16 protein-coding genes and 1 tRNA gene are annotated in these 17,524 nt (G+C 71.2%); 3 read left to right on the top strand and 14 right to left on the bottom strand.

Going from position 1 to position 17,524, the window contains the following annotated elements; translation table 11 throughout:
- The first annotated feature begins 7 nt into the window (after positions 1–7).
- Together cysK and epsC are read left to right on the top strand one after the other, a co-directional pair.
- A complete protein-coding gene (cysK, locus tag P5G46_RS13120) occupies positions 8–946 on the top strand; it encodes a cysteine synthase A (protein ID WP_408905867.1) in 939 nt (312 codons plus the stop codon).
- 1 nt (position 947) lies between these two features.
- The gene (epsC, locus tag P5G46_RS13115; protein WP_239277030.1) at positions 948–1,517 is read left to right on the top strand and encodes a serine O-acetyltransferase EpsC; all 570 of its coding nucleotides are present in this window, start codon (positions 948–950) and stop codon (positions 1,515–1,517) included.
- A gap of 6 nt (positions 1,518–1,523) precedes the next feature.
- Here the strand turns inward: epsC and P5G46_RS13110 are convergent, their stop codons facing one another.
- On the bottom strand, positions 1,524–1,931 hold the full coding sequence (locus tag P5G46_RS13110) for a hypothetical protein (RefSeq protein ID WP_408905866.1): 408 nt from the start codon (positions 1,929–1,931) through the stop codon (positions 1,524–1,526).
- Positions 1,932–1,970: 39 nt separating this feature from the next.
- Here P5G46_RS13110 and P5G46_RS13105 point away from each other — a divergent pair, with 39 nt between their 5' ends.
- On the top strand, positions 1,971–3,374 hold the full coding sequence (locus P5G46_RS13105; RefSeq protein ID WP_408905865.1) for an amidase: 1,404 nt from the start codon (positions 1,971–1,973) through the stop codon (positions 3,372–3,374).
- Positions 3,375–3,627: 253 nt separating this feature from the next.
- Here P5G46_RS13105 and prfA read toward each other — a convergent pair whose 3' ends face one another.
- The 13 genes from prfA to P5G46_RS13040 all read right to left on the bottom strand — a co-directional run bounded on the left by prfA (position 3,628) and on the right by P5G46_RS13040 (position 17,494).
- Positions 3,628–4,704, bottom strand: a complete 1,077-nt coding sequence (prfA, locus tag P5G46_RS13100; RefSeq protein ID WP_239277035.1) for a peptide chain release factor 1 — start codon at positions 4,702–4,704, stop codon at positions 3,628–3,630.
- 18 nt (positions 4,705–4,722) lie between these two features.
- Positions 4,723–6,897 (bottom strand): transcription termination factor Rho, encoded by a 2,175-nt coding sequence (gene rho, locus P5G46_RS13095; RefSeq protein WP_375094515.1) that lies wholly within the window; start codon positions 6,895–6,897, stop codon positions 4,723–4,725.
- Between the two features lie 155 nt (positions 6,898–7,052).
- Complete coding sequence (gene thrB / locus P5G46_RS13090; RefSeq protein ID WP_408905864.1) at positions 7,053–7,985, bottom strand: homoserine kinase; 933 nt, start codon at positions 7,983–7,985, stop codon at positions 7,053–7,055.
- A complete protein-coding gene (thrC, locus tag P5G46_RS13085; RefSeq protein ID WP_239277305.1) occupies positions 7,982–9,064 on the bottom strand; it encodes a threonine synthase in 1,083 nt (360 codons plus the stop codon). Before thrC ends, thrB begins: the two co-directional genes overlap by 4 nt.
- A 1-nt stretch (position 9,065) precedes the next feature.
- Entirely contained in the window at positions 9,066–10,397 is a 1,332-nt protein-coding gene (locus tag P5G46_RS13080) for a homoserine dehydrogenase (protein ID WP_239277306.1), read from the bottom strand.
- On the bottom strand, positions 10,394–11,824 hold the full coding sequence (gene lysA, locus P5G46_RS13075) for a diaminopimelate decarboxylase (protein ID WP_239277307.1): 1,431 nt from the start codon (positions 11,822–11,824) through the stop codon (positions 10,394–10,396). Before lysA ends, P5G46_RS13080 begins: the two co-directional genes overlap by 4 nt.
- Positions 11,825–11,985: 161 nt before the next feature.
- A complete protein-coding gene (locus P5G46_RS13070) occupies positions 11,986–12,756 on the bottom strand; it encodes an LmeA family phospholipid-binding protein (protein ID WP_239277308.1) in 771 nt (256 codons plus the stop codon).
- Between the two features lie 2 nt (positions 12,757–12,758).
- A complete protein-coding gene (locus P5G46_RS13065; RefSeq protein ID WP_239277309.1) occupies positions 12,759–14,423 on the bottom strand; it encodes an arginine--tRNA ligase in 1,665 nt (554 codons plus the stop codon).
- 40 nt (positions 14,424–14,463) lie between these two features.
- The gene (locus P5G46_RS13060; protein ID WP_408905863.1) at positions 14,464–15,270 is read right to left on the bottom strand and encodes a transglutaminase-like domain-containing protein; all 807 of its coding nucleotides are present in this window, start codon (positions 15,268–15,270) and stop codon (positions 14,464–14,466) included.
- A 44-nt stretch (positions 15,271–15,314) separates the two neighbouring features.
- Complete coding sequence (locus P5G46_RS13055; RefSeq protein WP_239277311.1) at positions 15,315–15,812, bottom strand: hypothetical protein; 498 nt, start codon at positions 15,810–15,812, stop codon at positions 15,315–15,317.
- Positions 15,809–16,951 carry a serine/threonine-protein kinase gene (locus P5G46_RS13050; protein WP_239277312.1) on the bottom strand — a complete coding sequence of 381 codons (1,143 nt, stop codon included), beginning with the start codon at positions 16,949–16,951 and terminating at the stop codon, positions 15,809–15,811. Before P5G46_RS13050 ends, P5G46_RS13055 begins: the two co-directional genes overlap by 4 nt.
- 30 nt (positions 16,952–16,981) lie before the next feature.
- Positions 16,982–17,236, bottom strand: a complete 255-nt coding sequence (locus P5G46_RS13045; RefSeq protein WP_239277313.1) for a DUF6458 family protein — start codon at positions 17,234–17,236, stop codon at positions 16,982–16,984.
- A 182-nt stretch (positions 17,237–17,418) separates the two neighbouring features.
- Positions 17,419–17,494: transfer RNA gene (locus P5G46_RS13040), tRNA-Arg, on the bottom strand.
- Positions 17,495–17,524: the final 30 nt, after the last annotated feature.

The following is a 17,524-nucleotide window of genomic DNA, read 5'->3' as shown; positions in this document are numbered from 1 at the left end:
GCGAGCCATGCCCGGCATCCACTCCGACATCACCTCCGCGTTCGGCGACACCCCGCTGGTGCGCCTCAACCGCGTCGCGGAGGGCGCCGGGGGCCAGATCCTGGCCAAGCTCGAGTTCTACAACCCCGCCTCGAGCGTGAAGGACCGGCTGGGGATCGCCATCGTCGACGCCGCCGAGGCCTCGGGAGAGTTGAAGCCCGGCGGGACCATCGTGGAATCCACCAGTGGCAACACCGGCATCGCTCTGGCGATGGTGGGCGCCGCACGCGGCTACCGCGTCATCCTCACGATGCCGGCCTCGATGTCGAAGGAGCGGCGCATCCTCCTTAAGGCGTTCGGCGCGGAGCTGGTGCTCACCGACCCCACGAAGGGCATGTCGCACGCGGTCGACGAGGCCAAGCGCATCGTGTCCGAGACGCCCGGCGCCGTGTGGGCGCGTCAGTTCGAGAACGACGCGAACCCGGCCATCCATCGCAAGACCACGGCCGAAGAGATCCTCCGCGACACCGACGGCAAGGTCGACTACTTCGTCGCCGGCATCGGCACCGGCGGCACCATCACCGGTGTCGGCCAGGTCCTCAAGGAGCGCGTTCCCGCGGTGAAGGTCGTGGCCGTCGAGCCGGCCGACTCCCCCATCCTGACGAAGGGGCACCCCGGCCCCCACAAGATCCAGGGCATCGGCCCGAACTTCGTCCCGGCGATCCTCGACCGCGACATCATCGACGAGGTCATCGACGTCGAGTTCGATGACGCGATCCGCCTCGCTCGCGAGACCGCAGCGAAGGACGGCATCCTCGTCGGCATGTCCTCCGGCGCGGCCATCTGGGCCGCTCTCGAGATCGCCCGCCGCCCCGAAGCCGCGGGCAAGAACATCGTCGTCATCATCCCCTCGTACGGCGAGCGCTACCTCTCCACCGCTCTCTACGAGCACCTGCGCGAAGACTGACGTGGGAGTCCTGTCCCGCATCCGCGAAGACGTCGCGGCGGCCAAGCTGCGCGACCCCGCGGCGCGTGGCGGGGTCGAGATCGCCCTGCTCTACCCTGGCCTGCACGCCGTGTGGGCGTATCGCGTCGCGCACCGTCTCTGGGTGCGCGGCGTGCGCTTCCCGGCGCGTGCCCTCTCGCAGGTCGCGCGCTGGCTCACCGGCATCGAGATCCACCCGGGCGCCACGATCGGTCGGCGGTTCTTCATCGACCATGGCATGGGCGTCGTGATCGGCGAGACCGCCGAGGTCGGCGACGACGTCATGCTGTACCACGGCGTGACGCTCGGCGGCCGGCAGCGCGAGGGCGGCAAGCGCCACCCCACGCTGCAGGACGGGGTCGCCGTGGGCGCCGGTGCGAAGATCCTGGGTCCGATCACGATCGGGGCCCACAGCCTGGTCGGCGCGAACGCCGTCGTCACCAGGGACGCCCCGCCCGAGAGCGTCCTCGTCGGCGTGCCCGCCCAGCCGCGCGCACGACGGACCGACGACGACGCCCGGGCCCTCCTCACCGCACCCGAGTACTGGATCTGACCGGGGTCAGCGCTTCCTCGCCGACAGTGCCCGGGCCGGTCGGTCGATCAGCACGACCGTGAGCGCCCACGTCGCGATGGCCGACACGATCCACACCACCAGCGGTGCCAGGAACCACGCGCCGACGGTGGTGATGCGGACGCCGGCCGACGGCAGCACCGCGACGACGAGCAGCGACACGAAGGTCGCGATGATGCCGATGCCCCCGAGCAGCAGCGGAGCATGTCGGCGCGCGACGCGGATCGCCACCGGGGTGGCGATGCTCTGCACGACGGCGAACACGACGATTGCGACGAGGAAACCCCACCAGTTCAGCCACGAGATTCGGAAGCCTCCCACGAAGAGGTCGGCGAGGATCAGCCCCGCCGCAGCGGAGGCGAGGTACACCAGCACACGCAGAAGCCGGGTCTTCATGCTGCGAGGCTAGCGGAGCACCGGCCGTAGGCTCGAGGTATGACGCGCCTGCACGATCTGTCGCTCGTCGACCAGGCCCGGGCCCTGCGCGACGGGTCGCTCGACCCCGGCGCGCTAGCCGCGCACTACCTCGACCGGATCGAGCGCTTCGCCGACCTCGGCGCCTTCGCGGAGGTCACGGGCGCGGCGGCTCTCGAGCGGGCGTCGACGCTCGCCGCGGCCGCCCCCGCGGGGGCGTTGTGGGGTGTCCCGTCGGCCGAAAAGGATCTCGTCGCGCGCGCCGGCGTTCCCACCCGGTACGGTTCGCGCGCCCGCGCCGATGTCATCCCCCGGACATCCGACGCCCTCGCGGAGGCGATGGATGCCGCGGGCGCGGTGAGCCTCGGGAAGACGAGCACGTCCGAGTTCGGCCTCACCGGCTTCACCGAGCCGCTCATCCACGCTCCCGCGCGCGATCCGTGGCGCACCGAGGCGGGCGCGGGTGGTTCCAGCGGCGGCGCCGCGGTCGCGGTCGCGGCCGGTCTCCTGCCGGCGGCGGTCGGGTCCGACGGGGGTGGCTCCATCCGCATCCCGTCGGCCACGGTCGGCGTCGTGGGGCTGAAGCCGTCGCGAGGCCGGCTGCCCCTCGGTTCCGGTTTCGACTCCCCCGACGGCCTCTCCGTCACCGGTCCGATCGCCCGCACGGTCGAAGATGCCGGCTTTCTTCTCGACGCGCTCGTGGGTCTCGCCCCGTTCCGGTACGCCACTGCGGCGCCGGGAGGGGGCCCGTTCGTCGACGCCGCCCGGCGACCCGCCGAGGCCCTGCGCATCGGGGCCACCACCGTGTCACCCTGGGACGACGACGAGAACATCGTGCTGGATCCGGCTGCGCGGAGGGCCTTCGACACCGCCGCCGCCTGGCTGAGCGACGCCGGACACGGCGTGGCCGAGGCCGACTGGCATCCGGTCGGCTATCCGGAGCTGTTCCGGGTGCTCTGGCGCGCGAGCGCGGCGAGGATTCCGCTGACCGACGCCGACATGGAACTCGTCGAACCGCTGACGGCGTGGCTCGTCGCCGAGGGAAGGGCGTTGCCGGCACCCGACCTGCTCGGCGGGCTCACGGAGGCGCGGGCGTTCGAGCGCCGCACCATCTCCGACTTCTCCCACGTCGACGCCGTTCTGACCCCGGCCCTGGCGCAATCCCCGCGCCCCGTGGGCTGGTACGCCGGGCACGACCCCGAGCGCACGTTCGCGATGCAGGTCGAGTACGCGCCGTACTCCAGCTTCGTCAACGTCGCGGGCCTTCCCGCGCTCACGCTGCCGGTGGAGATGGATGCCACCGGCCACCCGGTCTCGGTCCAGCTGATCGGGCGACCCGGTGGCGAAGCGACACTGCTGTCGCTGGGCGCGGAGCTCGAGGCCCGCCGCGGCCCCCTCCCCCACCCACCGGTCTGGGACGTCTAGGGGCTCAGCCCTTGCCGAGCGCTACCGCCGCGCACAACTCCTGCACGACGCGCCCGCCACCGACGGCGCACACGCAAACCGACGGGTCTGCCGGAGTTGTGCCCGCCGGGCGCCGACGCGGATGCCGAGGGCCCTCGCCGAGCGCCCCCGCCGCGCACAACTCCTGCACGACGCGCCCGCCCCCGACGGCATGCACGGAAACCGACGAATCTGCCGGAGTTGTGCGCGCCCGCACCGCGCGGATGCCGAGGGCTCAGCCCTCGGACAGGGCCGCGAGCCGCGCTTCCTCGTCGGCGGCGATCGCCGACTCGATGATCGGGCCGAGAGCGCCGTCCATCACCTGGTCGAGGTTGTACGCCTTGTACCCGGTGCGGTGGTCGGCGATGCGGTTCTCGGGAAAGTTGTACGTGCGGATGCGCTCCGAGCGGTCCATGCCGCGGATCTGCGACCGGCGGGCGTCGGCCGCCTGCGCATCGCGCTCCTCTTGCTGCTTGGCGAGAAGCCGGGCGCGCAGCACGCGCATGCCCGCTTCGCGGTTCTGCAACTGCGACTTCTCGTTCTGCATGGACACGACGATGCCCGTCGGCACGTGGGTGATCCGCACCGCCGAGTCGGTCGTGTTGACCGACTGACCGCCCGGCCCCGAGGAACGGAACACGTCGATCTTCAGGTCGTTCGGATCGATCGCGATCTCTTCCGGCTCGTCGACCTCGGGGAACACCAGCACACCGGTCGTCGACGTGTGGATGCGCCCCTGCGACTCCGTGGCGGGCACACGCTGCACGCGGTGCACCCCGCCCTCGTACTTCAGGTGCGCCCACACGCCCTGCGCGGGATCGCTCGAAGAGCCCTTGATCGCGACCTGGACGTCTTTGTAGCCGCCGAGATCGGACTCGTTGCGCTCGAGCATCTCGGTCTTCCAGCCCATGGATGCCGCGTACTGCAGGTACATCCGCAACAGGTCGGCCGCGAACAGCGCGCTCTCCGCGCCGCCCTCCCCCGCCTTGATCTCCATGATCACGTCGCGGGCGTCATCCGGGTCGCGCGGGATCAGCAGTCGGCGCAGGCGCTCCTGGCTCTCGTCGAGACGTTCCTCGAGCGCGGGCACCTCTTCCGCGAACGCGGCGTCCTCACGGGCCAGTTCGCGCGCGGCATCCAGGTCGTCCGACGCCGACTGCCACGCCTCGTACGCGTGCACGATGCGGTTCAGCTCCGCGTAGCGCCGATTGACGCGCTTCGCGCGCGCGGCATCGGCGTGCACCGCCGGGTCGTTGAGCTCGAGCTCGACCTGCCGGTGCTCGTCGAGCAGTCCGCGGACGGACTCGAAGATGCCGGAATCCGACACGGCTCAGCGGATGCCGTTGTCGTGCCCGTTGTCTCCGCGCGCGGGAGCCGGGATCGACTTCTGCATCTGGACGAGGAACTCGACGTTGGACTGCGTCTCCTTGAGCTTGCCGAGCACGACCTCGAGAGCCTGCTGCGGGTCGAGGCCCGCGAGCGCGCGACGCAGCTTCCAGGTGATCTTGACCTCGTCGGGTGAGAGGAGCATCTCTTCGCGACGGGTCGAGGACGCGTTGACGTCGACCGCGGGGAAGATGCGCTTGTCGGCGAGCTGGCGGTTCAAGCGCAGTTCGCTGTTGCCCGTTCCCTTGAACTCCTCGAAGATCACGTCGTCCATCTTGGAGCCGGTCTCGACGAGAGCCGTCGCGAGGATCGTAAGCGATCCGCCGTTCTCGATGTTGCGCGCGGCACCGAAGAAGCGCTTCGGCGGGTAGAGCGCCGAGGCGTCGACCCCACCGGTCAGCACGCGGCCCGAGGTGGGCGCCGAGAGGTTGTACGCGCGGCCGAGGCGAGTGATCGAGTCGAGCAGGACCACGACATCGCGACCCAGCTCGACGAGACGCTTCGCACGCTCGATGGCCAGCTCGGCGACCGTCGTGTGGTCCTCGGCGGGACGGTCGAACGTCGAGGCGATGACCTCGCCCTTGACCGTGCGCTGCATGTCCGTGACCTCTTCGGGGCGCTCGTCCACGAGCACGACCATGAGGTGGACCTCGGGGTTGTTGTGCGCGATCGCGTTCGCGATCTGCTGCAGCACGATCGTCTTGCCGGCCTTGGGGGGCGCGACGATGAGACCGCGCTGGCCCTTGCCGACGGGGGCGACGAGGTCGATGAGACGCTGCGTGAGCTTCTCGGGCGCGGTCTCCATGCGCAAACGCTCCTGCGGGTACAGCGGCGTCAGCTTGCCGAACTCCACGCGCCCGGCGGCGTCGTCCACCGACAGCCCGTTGATCGAGTCGACCTTGACCAACGCGTTGTACTTCTGACGGGTGGACTGCTCGCCCTCGCGGGGCTGCTTGATCGAGCCGACGACCGCGTCGCCCTTGCGCAGGTTGTACTTCTTGACCTGGCCGAGCGAGACGTAGACGTCGCTCGGGCCGGGGAGGTAGCCCGTGGTGCGGACGAAGGCGTAGTTGTCGAGGACGTCGAGGATTCCCGCGATGGGGATGAGGACATCGTCCTCGCCGATCTCGGTCTCGAACTCGTCGCCCGTCGTGGCCTGCCCGCGACGCTTGTTGCGCTGGCGGTTGCGGCCGTTGCCCTGGTTCTGCTGCTGGGCCTGCTGACCGTTCTGCGCCGGCGCCTCGGCCTCGTCGGCCGCGGGTGCCGCGGTCGGGGCGGCGGTCTCGGCCTTGTCGGCGTTGTCGGACTTGTTGCGGTTGCGGTTGCGCGAACGGCTACGGCTGCGGCCACGGGACGGCGTCTCGGTCGCGTCCTCGGCGTTATCGCCTTCGGCCGCGGATGCCGACGCCTCGGCGTTGTCGCCTTCGGCCGCGGCGTTCGCGTCGGCGTCGGCGTTCGCGTCGGCCGCGGCGGGCGCATCGGCGGTGGCGGGCGCGGCCGAGGTCTCGCTCGCGGACGACTCCGACGCCGCGTCGGCGGGCGCCTCAGTGTCGGCAGCGGCCGTAGCGTCGGCAGCGGCCGCGGCGTCGGCAGCGTCGGCGGCGGCCGGCGTGGTGTCCGCCTCGACCGTCTCGGCGGCCGCCGTGGGAGCGGCCTCAGCCGGCGTCTCGGCCGGCGCGTCGGCGGGGGTCTCGGTCGGCGCCTCGGCGGCGGGGGTGCTCTTGGCGCGGCGAGGAGCGCGCTTGCGCGGCGCGCGTGCCGGCTTGGCCGGCGGCTCTTCCGCGGCGGGCGCTTCGGTCGCCGCCTCGGCCGGGGCCGCAGCGGCCTCCTCGGCCGCGGGCTCGACAGCGGGAGTCGATTCGGCCGGGGCCTGTTCGGCGGACGCGTCCGCGGGAGTCGCGGCGTCGGCGGACTCCTCGGCGGCGGGCTGGTCGACCGCGGCCTCGGCGGGCTCGGACGTTTCGTCGGCCGCCGACTCCTCGGCGGGGGCGGCATCGCCCTCGGCGTCGACGGGCGTGTCGAACAGTGTCTGGTCGGCGGGAGCGACGGGCTGCTCCTCGGCGGGGGTGTTCGCGCCCTCGGGCGCGTCGACGGGCTGGGTCTCGGAGATGGACTCCACGAGTGCTCCTCAGAAATGAAACATGGTCAAATCGCGGGGTATCGCTGCAGAGCGCAGACGAAGACTCACACCAGCGGTTCGGGAGACTGCAGCCGAGACCGGGTTCGCGATTTGTTGCGGATTTCGCAGGTGGTGCAGAGGCTCAGATTCGCGTGCTAAGCGGAACCCTCTGCGGGCTTCACTGTACCACCCTTGACGTCGACGGCGAGCATGAGCGCCTGCCACGGGGTGTCGACCACGGTTGCGGTAAGGTCCGCGGCCGCGACGCGCTGACCCGGCCCGTCGGCGAGAACCAGCACGCTCGGTCCGGCTCCCGACACCACCGCCGCGTACCCTTCGGCCCTGAGCGTCCGCACGAGCCGGTCGGTCTCGGGCATGGCCTGGGCGCGATAGCTCTGGTGCAGCTTGTCTTCGGTCGCGGCCATCAGGAGCTCCGGGCTCTGTGTCATCGCCGCGATCAGCAGAGCAGAGCGCGAGACGTTGAACACCGCATCCTCGCGCGGTACCTGCAGCGGCTGCAGACTGCGAGCGACGGCGGTGGACATCGTGAAGCTCGGTACCAGCACGAGGGGAGAGACTCCGCGGTGCACGATGAGCTGCTTGTGCTGCGGGCCCTCGGCATCCATCCAGGCGATCGTGAGGCCGCCGAACAGGCCGGGGGCGACATTGTCGGGGTGCCCCTCCATCTCGGTCGCCAGACGCAGCAGGTCGACGTCGGAGAAGTCGACCTCGCCCTCGAGGAGCCCCTGCGCGGCCAGGATGCCGGCCACCACCGCCGCCCCCGATGACCCCATGCCGCGCCCGTGCGGGATGACGTTGTGCGCCACCAGACGCAGGCCGGGCATCTCACGCCCCACCGAGGCGTAGGCGTGCGCGATCGCGCGCACCACGAGGTGGGACGCGTCGCGGGGCACGTCGGCGGTGCCCTCACCGCTGACCTCGATCTCGAGGCGGCCAGGCTCGAGCGCCTCGACCGTTAGCTCGTCGTACACGCTCAGCGCGAGACCCAGGGTGTCGAACCCCGGACCGAGGTTGGCGCTCGTCGCCGGCACCCGGACCGCGACGCGACGCCCGAGGGCTGCGGTCACTCGGTCACCGGCTTCAGGTCGAGGACCGACGCCACCTCGGACGTGGTCGCGTCGACGACGGTCGGCTGCACCTCGGTGCCGTCGGCCTGGCGCAGCGCCCACTGCGGGTCCTTGAGGCCGTGGCCGGTGACGGTGAGCACGACCTTGGCGCCCGCGGGAATCTTGCCGGCCTCGGCACGATCCAGCAGACCCGCGACGCTGATGGCGGAGGCGGGCTCGACGAAGACCCCCACCTCGCCGGCAAGGATCTTCTGCGCCGCGAGGATGCGGTCGTCGTCGATGGCCCCGAACCAGCCGTCGGTGGCATCCCGGGCTTCGAGCGCGAGGTGCCACGATGCCGGATTCCCGATCCGGATCGCGCTGGCGATGGTCTCGGGGTTCTTCACGACCTCACCGCGCACGAGCGGGGCGGAGCCGGCGGCCTGGAAGCCGAACATGCGCGGGACGCGCGTAGAGACACCGCGATCGACCTCTTCGCGGTAGCCGCGCGAGTAGGCGGTGTAGTTGCCGGCATTGCCGACGGGGATGAAGTGGAAGTCGGGGGCGTCGCCCAGCTGCTCCACGACCTCGTACGCGGCCGTCTTCTGGCCCTCGATCCGGTCGGGGTTGACCGAGTTGACCAGGTGCACCGGGTAGTGGTCGGCCAGCTCGCGCGCGATCTCGAGGCAGTCGTCGAAGTTGCCGCGGATCTGGATGAGGCGGCCGTTGTGCGCGACGGCCTGGCTGAGCTTGCCCATCGCGATCTTGCCCTCGGGCACGAGGACCGCGGCGGTGATGCCGGCGTGGGCGGCGTACGCCGCGGCCGAAGCGGAGGTGTTGCCGGTGGAGGCGCAGATGACGGCCTTCGCGCCGTGCTCGACCGCGCGCGACAGCGCGACGGTCATGCCGCGGTCCTTGAACGAGCCGGTGGGGTTCATGCCCTCGAACTTGACGTAGACGTCGGCGCCCGTCCGCCGCGAGAGCGCGGGCGCGGGGATGAGGGGCGTGCCGCCCTCGCCGAGCGTCACGACGGTGGAGCTCTCGGTGACGCCGAGACGATCGGCGTATTCGCGGAGGACTCCGCGCCAGACGTGTGCCATGTCAGTTCCCTTCCACACGCAGTACCGAGACCACGCGCTCGACGACGCCGCTCGCGGCGAGACGCTCGACGGTCTCGCTCAGGTCTTGCTCGCGGGCCTGGTGTGTTCCGATGACCAGACGCGCCGACCCGCCCGCGGCGGGGTCGTCGGCATCCGGTTCGATGACGGTCTGCTCGACGGTCGCGATCGACACGCGTCCCTCGCTGAGGATGCCGGCGACCGTGGCGAGCACGCCCGGCTGGTCGTCGACTTCGAGCGTGATCTGGTAGCGCGTGATGACGCGGCCGATCGGCACGGTCGGGAGGTTCGCGCGCGTGGACTCGCCGACTCCCACTCCCCCGGCGATGTGGCGCCGAGCCGCCGAGACGACATCGCCCAGCACCGCCGAGGCGGTCTGCACGCCGCCGGCCCCCGCGCCGTAGAACATGAGGTCGCCGGCGGCCTCGGCCTGCACGAAGACGGCATTGTTGGCGCCGTGGACGCTCGCGAGCGGGTGGGTGCGCTCCACGAGCGCGGGGTAGACGCGCACCGAGATCGATTCGCTCGGCTCGCCGTCGGCGGCGGCGAGCCGCTCGCACACCGCGAGCAGCTTGATCACGTAGCCGGCGTGGCGCGCGGACTCGATCATCGCGGCGTCGATCTGGGTGATGCCCTCGCGGTGGACGGCATCCAGCGGCACGGTCGTGTGGAAGGCGAGGCTCGCCAGGATCGCGGCCTTCTGCGCGGCGTCGTACCCCTCGACGTCGGCGGTGGGATCGGCCTCGGCGTACCCGAGGGCCTGAGCCTGGGCGAGGACGTCGGCGAAGTCGGCCCCCTCGGTGTCCATGCGGTCGAGGATGTAGTTCGTCGTGCCGTTGACGATGCCCATGATGCGCACGACGCGGTCCCCGGCGAGCGAGTCGCGCAGCGGGCGGATGATGGGAATGGCCCCCGCCGCGGCGGCCTCGTAGTAGACCTCGGCGCCCACCTGGTCGGCGGCGTCGAAGATCTCCGAGCCGTGCGTGGCCAGGAGTGCCTTGTTCGCGGTGACGACGTCGGCGCCCGAGTTGATCGCCTGCAGCACCTGCGTGCGCGCCGGCTCGATCCCGCCCATGAGCTCGATGACGATGTCGGAGCCTACGATGAGGCTTTCGGCATCCGTCGTGAAGAGCTCGCGCGGGAGATCGGCGTCGCGCTTGCCGTCGATGTTGCGGACGGCGATGCCGGCGAGTTCGAGGTTGGCCCCCGCGCGGTCGGCCAGTTCGGCGCGGTGCTTGAGCAGCAGGTCGGCGACCTGCGAGCCGACGGCACCAGCGCCCAGCAGCGCGACGCGCAGTGTGCGGTAGTCGGTCATTCGGTGTCTCCGTGGGGTGTAGCGGTCGAAGCGGATGCCGCGGCGCCGACGTCGCGGGCGAGCAGGTCGTCGATGGTCTCGCCGCGGACGATTACGCGCGCCTCACCGTCGCGCACGGCGACGACGGGCGGACGCGGGGTGTAGTTGTAGTTGCTCGCGAGTGAGAAGCAGTACGCGCCGGTCGCCGGGACGGCCAGCAGATCGCCCGGGACGACATCGGCCGGGAGGTACTCTGCGTCCACGACGATGTCTCCGGACTCGCAGTGATGGCCCACGACGCGGGAGAGAGCCGGCGTGGCCTCGCTCGTGCGCGAGACGATGCGCGCCGAGAAATCGGCGCCGTACAGCGCGGGCCGCGCGTTGTCGCTCATGCCGCCGTCGACGCTGACGTACGTGCGCTCCCGCCCCTCTCCGATCTCGACCGTCTTCACGGTGCCCACCTCGTAGAGCGTCACGCCCGCCTGGCCCACGATTACGCGGCCCGGTTCGCACGCGACATCGGGCATCGGGATGCCGCGCACGGCGCACTCGTCGGCGATGGCGTCGAGGATGCCGTCGGCGATGTCCTCGATGGGGCGCGGGTCGTCGACGGAGGTGTAGGAGATGCCGAAGCCGCCGCCGACGTTGAGAAGCGGGATGTCACCGCCCGCGAGCAGGTCGGCGTGCAGATCGACCAGGCGCGCGGCGGACTCGCGGAACCCGGAGGAGTCGAAGATCTGCGATCCGATGTGCGCGTGCAGCCCCACGAAACGCAGGCTGGACAGCTCGCGGATGCGGACCACGGCGTCGGCTGCGCCCTCGAGCGAGAACCCGAATTTCTGGTCCTCGTGCGCGGTGGCGAGGAAAGCGTGCGTCTCGGCGTGTACGCCCGTCCGCACGCGGACGAGCACGTTCTGCACGACACCGCGCCGCTCCGCGATCGCCGCGAGTCGCTCGATCTCGATCGGACTGTCGAGCACGACCGATCCGATTCCGACCTCGACCGCCCGTTCCAGCTCTCCGACGCTCTTGTTGTTGCCGTGGAAGCCGAGGCGCGAGGGGTCCGCGCCTCCGGCGAGCGCGACCTCGAGCTCGCCGCGCGTGCAGACGTCGACGGCGAGGCCCTCGTCGGTGACCCAGCGGACGACCTCGGTCGAGAGGAACGCCTTGCCGGCGTAGTACACGCGCGAGCGGACACCGTGGCGCCCGGCGGCGGACGCGAAGGCGTCGCGGGCACGGCGAGCGTGCGCGCGGACCTCGTCCTCGTCGAGCACGTACAACGGCGTGCCGAAGCGGTCGCGCAGGTCGAATACCGACACTCCCCCGATCTCCACGGAGCCGTCGTGCCGGCGACGGGCGGAGGACGGCCAGACGGGGGCGACGAGCTCGTTCGCTTCGGCCGGGGCGATGAGCCAGTCGGGCACGAGCGCGGAGTGCGAGGCGGACACGGAGGAACCAATCGGGTTTGCGGCGACGCGACGGCCGCGGATCACGGCTCCTGCCCCCGCGGGGCGTCACGCGACGGGCAGTCCTTGCAGTCTAGGGCACGGCATATGCCGCCCCCGTCCCACGCCGGAACACCGCGACACCCGGCCGATGTCCGCGTGACTCAGCCGCACGTGCCGTTCTGCTGCAGAGCGGGGTCGTTCAGCAGGCCGCCGTCGACGTCGAACGACGCCACCACGTCCTGCCCCTGCACGTTCACCGCGGAGAGCGTGAGCCCCGCGGGCAGGCGGTCGGCGATGCACAGACTCCAGGTCTGCAGCGCCCCGTCGGCGACGCCGCCGAGCTGGCCACGGAGGGTGTCGGCATCCACGCGGTTCCCGCCCAGCTCGAACGACGTGGGCGTGAGGGTCAGGTCGCCCTCGGCCGCTCCGGGCGTCGCCGAGATACCGACCGGGATGGGGATGCCGAACACCGACAGCTCCGTCGAGAGCGTCAGGTCAGGAGCGGCCACGCCCACGGTGGAGGCGGGGAAATCAGGAATCTGCGCCAGGAGCGAGCGGAGCTGATCGGGGTCGAGCCGGACGGATGCCGAGCCGCCCGCCGCGGGGGCGTCGCCGGCGACCGGAACGTCCTGCAGGTCGACGCGCACGTCGCCGGTCAGGGGGCCCAGGGCGACATCCGGGGCCGACACCGCCACCTGGGAGAGGCGCCCGGCGATCAGTTGCGGCAGCACGATGCCGGGCACCTCGACATCGACCTGCTGATCGGCGGGGAGACCCACCTGCGTGACGACGAGGGATCGCACCGTGTTCGACACCGCCGAGCGCGCGATGACCTCGGCTGCCACGAGCAGTCCCGTGATGAGGACGATGACGATCGCGATGACCGCGATGACTCGTCCGGTACGGCGGCGGGGGCGCGTGGCATCCGTCATGACTACATGCGCTCCGGTGCGCCGACGCCCAGGAGCGTCAGCCCGTTGCGCAGCACCTGACCGGTCGCGTCGTTCAGCCACAGGCGCGTGCGGTGCACCGACTCCACGGGGGCATCGCCCAGCGGGATCACGCGGCAGTTGTCGTACCAGCGGTGGTACAGGCCCGCGAGCTCCTCGAGGTAGCGCGCGACCCGGTGGGGTTCGCGCACCTCGGCGGCGTACGCGACGACGCGCGGATACTCCTGCAGGGCACCGAGGAGCGCCGACTCGGTCTCGTGCTCCAGCAGCTCGGGAGCGAACTCCGACCGGTCGACCCCCGAGTCCGCGGCGTTGCGGGCGACGTTGTGCGTGCGCGCGTGGGCGTACTGCACGTAGAACACCGGGTTGTCGTTGGTGCGCTTCTGCAGGATCTCGGGATCGAGCGTCAGCGGCGAGTCGGCGGGGTACCGCGCGAGCGAATAGCGCAGCGCGTCGGTGCCGAGCCACTCCTGCAGGTCATCGAGCTCGATGATGTTCCCCGCGCGCTTGGACAGGCGGGCGCCGTTGATCGAGACGAGCTGACCGATCAGCACCTCGATGTCCTTCTCGGGGTCGTCACCGGCCGCCCCGGCGAGGGCCTTCAAGCGGTGCACGTACCCGTGGTGGTCGGCGCCGAGGAGGTAGATCTTGTGCGCGAAGCCGCGGTCGCCCTTGTTGAGGTAGTACGCGGCGTCCGCGGCGAAGTAGGTGTACTCGCCGTTGGAGCGACGGATGACACGGTCTTTGTCGTCACCGAAGTCGGTCGTGCGCACCCAGACGGCGCCCTCGTCGTCGAAGACGTGCCCCTGTTCGCGCAGACGGTCCACGGCTTCGTCGACGAGGCTCGGCTGCCCGTCGACCCGCGCGTGGAGCGTGCGCTCGGAGAACCACACGTCGAAGTGCACGTTGAAGCGCTCGAGCGAGGCCTGGATCTCGCCGAGCTGGAAGCCGTAGGCCGATTCGGTGGCGACAGCGATCTGCTCGGACCGGTCGAGCTCTCGGATGTCCGGATGCGCGGCCGCGACCCGCTCGGCGAGGGCGGTGATGTAGGCCCCGCCGTAACCGTCGTCGGGCGTCGGCTCGCCGTGGAGGGCCGCGACGACCGAGCGACCGAAGCGCTCCATCTGCGCCCCGGCGTCGTTGATGTAGAACTCGCGCACAAGCGTGGCGCCACTGGCCAGCAGCACGCGCGCGATCGCGTCGCCCAGCGCGGCCCAGCGGGTGTGTCCGATGTGAAGCGGGCCGGTGGGGTTGGCGCTGACGAACTCGAGGTTGATCGTGTTCCCGCGCTGGGAGTCGTTCGTGCCGAACGCCGCTCCCTGCTCGACGATGGTCCGGGCGAGGGCGCCGGCGGCGGCGGCATCCAGTCGGATGTTGATGAACCCGGGACCGGCGACCTCGACGCTCGCAATGCCCTCGACGCTCTCGAGCCCCGCCGCGATCTCGGCCGCGAACTCGCGCGGGTTGGCGCCGACGATCTTCGACAGCTTCAACGCCGCGTTCGACGCCCAGTCGCCGTGATCGCGGTTCTTGGGCCGCTCCAGGGGCAGGTCAGCGGCGGTGAGCCCCGCCGAAGACCCTTCGCGTCGCGCCTCGGCGAGCGGGGCGATGACGGCGAGTAGGGCGGCGGAGAGGGCTGCGGGATCCATAACCCTGCAATTCTAGGCGAGCCGGGTGCGTCCACCCGCCTCAGACGATCTGTACCAGGGCCTCGTGGTCATCGGGCGCACCGGCATCCCCGCCGTCGTCGAGGAACGCGTCGACCCGCATCCGCTCGAGACCGACGTAGCCGCCGTGGTAGCTGAGGAAGGCGCAATCGGCGGCATCCCGACCCGTCGCGATGCGCACGAGCGAGCGCCGGTCGGACAGGCGCGTGGCGTCGATGACGTACCACGTGCCGTCCAGGTAGGCCTCCGCGACCGCATGGAAGTCCATCGGCTCGAGCCCGGGTGCGTAGCACGCGGCGTAGCGGGCGGGGACGTCCATCGCGCGAAGCAGCGCGATCACGAGGTGCGCGTAGTCGCGGCAGACGCCCTGACCGGTCATGAGGGTGGTCACCGCGCTGTCGGTGCCCATGCTCATCCCGGGCGTGTAGGTGACGCTGGATGCCACGAACGACGAGACCGCGGCGATGAGGTCGGCGCGCGCGAGCCCGCTGAACTGGCGGCGCGCCTGCGCGAACACCTCGTCGGACTGGCAGTAGCGGCTCGGACGCAGGTAGGTGATCGTCTCGAGGTCGGTGGGCGGCACGGTCGGCGCGGTACCCGAGACCACCGCCTCGTACCGCACGGAGAGGGGGCCGGGCTCGCCCGCGAGACGGTGCAGACGGCTGCCCTCCGCATCGACGATCTCGGTCGCGGTGAACGACCGGCCGTCGCGCGCGAACGTCAGTTCCTCGCTCTGGAGCGGGACGCCGCGAGCGGCGGTGATCTGGAAGACGAGGTCGACGGACGCCCCCAGATCGAGGTCGAGTTCAGCGGTCACTCGGCGCGGCACCGAGCAATCCTCGCATGGCGCGGGAGGGGTGGGACGCGCCCCGCTCATCCGTCTTTCTTGCCCTTTTCCCCGGGGCCCTTGGACTGGTCGCTCTTGCCTTTGTTGTCTTTGCCGTTGTCGGAGTTGCCGGGACCCTCGCCATCGGACTCGCCGGGCGTCTGCTGCTCCTCGTCATCGGCTCCGTCGTCGTCGACCGTGGTCGGCGCGGGCGCCTCCGGGGCAGGTTCCGGGGTGGTCTCGGTCGTCGGCTCCGGGGCGGGAACCAGCGATACCAGGTCGGCGCGGACCGCGGCGATCCGGTCGAGGATCGCCTGGGCCTCGGCGGCGGGCAGCGTTCCCGCGTCGCGCTGTGCCGTCACATCCGCCTCGAGCTGGTCGAGGGTCGCGGATGCGGCTGCGTAGTCTCCGCCCGATGCCTGCGACGCGAGGGTCTGCACGACGCCCTGCCAGGCCGTCGGCTCGGCGACGGGCGGGGTGCAGCCGGCGAGAGCGAGGCCCGCCGAGAGCACGACGGCGGTCATGGCGAAGCGACGGCGGCTCACTGCCCCACTTCCTTCCAGAGATCGTCGACGTGTTGATCCAACGGCGCCGGAAGCGGAGGGAGCCCAGGATCGGAGACCGGGGCGGGAGCGTTCAGCGCCACCGCGGCGGTCACACCGCCGCCGGCGAGCAGGACGGCGAGGACGGATGCCGCGATGATGGCACGGCGACGGGTTCCGCGGCGCGGCTCCTCCGCGACGGGGGCCAGCACGCGCGTGCGCGTGACCGGGTCGGGCGCCGGCCCGTCGACGAGTGCCGTCGCACCGAGAGGAGTGGGCGGTACGGGTGCGCTCGGCAGCGCACGGAACTCGGCACCGAGCGCCGTGGCATCCGGTCGCTCCGCCGGATCGATCGCGGTCATGCGCGTGAGGAGCACCCGCCACGGCTGCGGAACGGTCTCGGGGATCTCCGGCGGTGACACGAGCCGGGCCGCGAGGGCTTCGTGCGGGGTGCGGCCCGCGAACGCACGACGCCCCGTGAGAGCTTCGAGCAGCACCAGACCCAGGGCGTACACGTCACTGGCCGGGGCTGCGGGCATCCCCCGCGCCTGCTCGGGACTGAGATAGGCCGCGGTGCCCACGACGGTGTCGGCGCGCGTCACGCGGGTCGCGCCCACGAGCGCGGCGATTCCGAAATCGGCCAGGGTCGCCCGCGCCCGCTCACCCGTGTGCGCCGGCGGGCGCAGCAGGATGTTCGACGGCTTCACGTCACGGTGCACGATGCCCCGCGCGTGGACGACGGACAGCGCCTCGGCGATCTCGCGACCGTATCGCGCGGCGTCGGCGGAGGGGACGGGCCCGCGCGCGATGAGGTCGGTGAGCGTCGGGCCCGCGATGAGCTCCATTGCGAGATAGGTCGGCGCGGAAGCCAGGCGCGCGTCGTAGAGCGTGACGAGCGAGGGATGCGACAGGGAGGCGAGCAACCGGATCTCCGATCGCACGCGTGCAGCATCGGAGGGATCTGCGCCGTCTCCGCTGATGATCTTGAGGGCTACCGTCCGGCCGAGGGATGTGTCGACCGCTTCGTAGACGCGGGCGTACCCGCCCTCGCCGAGAAGCCGTCCCAGACGGTAGCGCCCGTCGAAGAGATCGGCGGTCGAGCCGTCGAACGGCTGGGTCGTATCGGTGTCGGTATCAGTCATGCGCCTGGGGGGCCGAGCGCCCCCGGGGTGTCAGACGAGGTCGTCGCCGGACGACCGCGTGGTCGATCGGGTGACGCGCGCGTCGCCCACGCCCTCGGTGCGCGTGACCGTGTCGGTCTGCCGACGGCGAACCATCAAGACCAGCCCAATGATGAAGACGATCGCGCCCGCGCCCATCATGATGTAGCCGATGGTCGTCAGGTCCACGTAATTGTTCGGCAGATCGACGGCGAAGGCGAGGATGGCGCCGATGACGATCAGCGCGATTCCGGCTCCGATGCTCATGACAGTCCTTTCGGGAGGGCCAGACCCTTTCGGGAGGGTCAGGCCAGGATGACACTCGCCTGAGAATTCACGCCGGGTCTTGACAATGGCGGCGGGCTAGCGTTCCTTGCGGGGGCGGGTTCGTCCGCCGCAGGCCCGAGCGCGAAGGCCCGGCCTCGCGAACGAGAGACCGGGCCTTCGAGTGGTGCCCCCGACAGGAATCGAACCTGCGACCTTTGGTACCGGAAACCAACGCTCTATCCCCTGAGCTACGGAGGCGGACCGCTCAAGGTTAGCACCGCGTCGCGG

The organism is Microbacterium mcarthurae, from assembly GCF_046064585.1.
GTDB lineage: Bacteria > Actinomycetota > Actinomycetes > Actinomycetales > Microbacteriaceae > Microbacterium > Microbacterium mcarthurae.
Note: the sequence above shows the minus strand (reverse complement) of the source record. Positions and strands in the feature narration are given on the sequence as shown.

Coding starts and splice junctions, on each gene's coding strand:
- P5G46_RS13110 (WP_408905866.1), bottom strand. CDS start 1,931: ATGAAGACCCGGCTTCTGCGTGTGCTGGTGTACCTCGCCTCCGCTGCG.
- P5G46_RS13045 (WP_239277313.1), bottom strand. CDS start 17,236: ATGAGCATCGGAGCCGGAATCGCGCTGATCGTCATCGGCGCCATCCTC.
- P5G46_RS13080 (WP_239277306.1), bottom strand. CDS start 10,397: ATGACCGACTACCGCACACTGCGCGTCGCGCTGCTGGGCGCTGGTGCC.
- thrC (WP_239277305.1), bottom strand. CDS start 9,064: ATGGCACACGTCTGGCGCGGAGTCCTCCGCGAATACGCCGATCGTCTC.
- cysK (WP_408905867.1), top strand. CDS start 8: ATGCCCGGCATCCACTCCGACATCACCTCCGCGTTCGGCGACACCCCG.
- P5G46_RS13050 (WP_239277312.1), bottom strand. CDS start 16,951: ATGACTGATACCGACACCGATACGACCCAGCCGTTCGACGGCTCGACC.
- P5G46_RS13105 (WP_408905865.1), top strand. CDS start 1,971: ATGACGCGCCTGCACGATCTGTCGCTCGTCGACCAGGCCCGGGCCCTG.
- P5G46_RS13065 (WP_239277309.1), bottom strand. CDS start 14,423: ATGGATCCCGCAGCCCTCTCCGCCGCCCTACTCGCCGTCATCGCCCCG.
- P5G46_RS13070 (WP_239277308.1), bottom strand. CDS start 12,756: ATGACGGATGCCACGCGCCCCCGCCGCCGTACCGGACGAGTCATCGCG.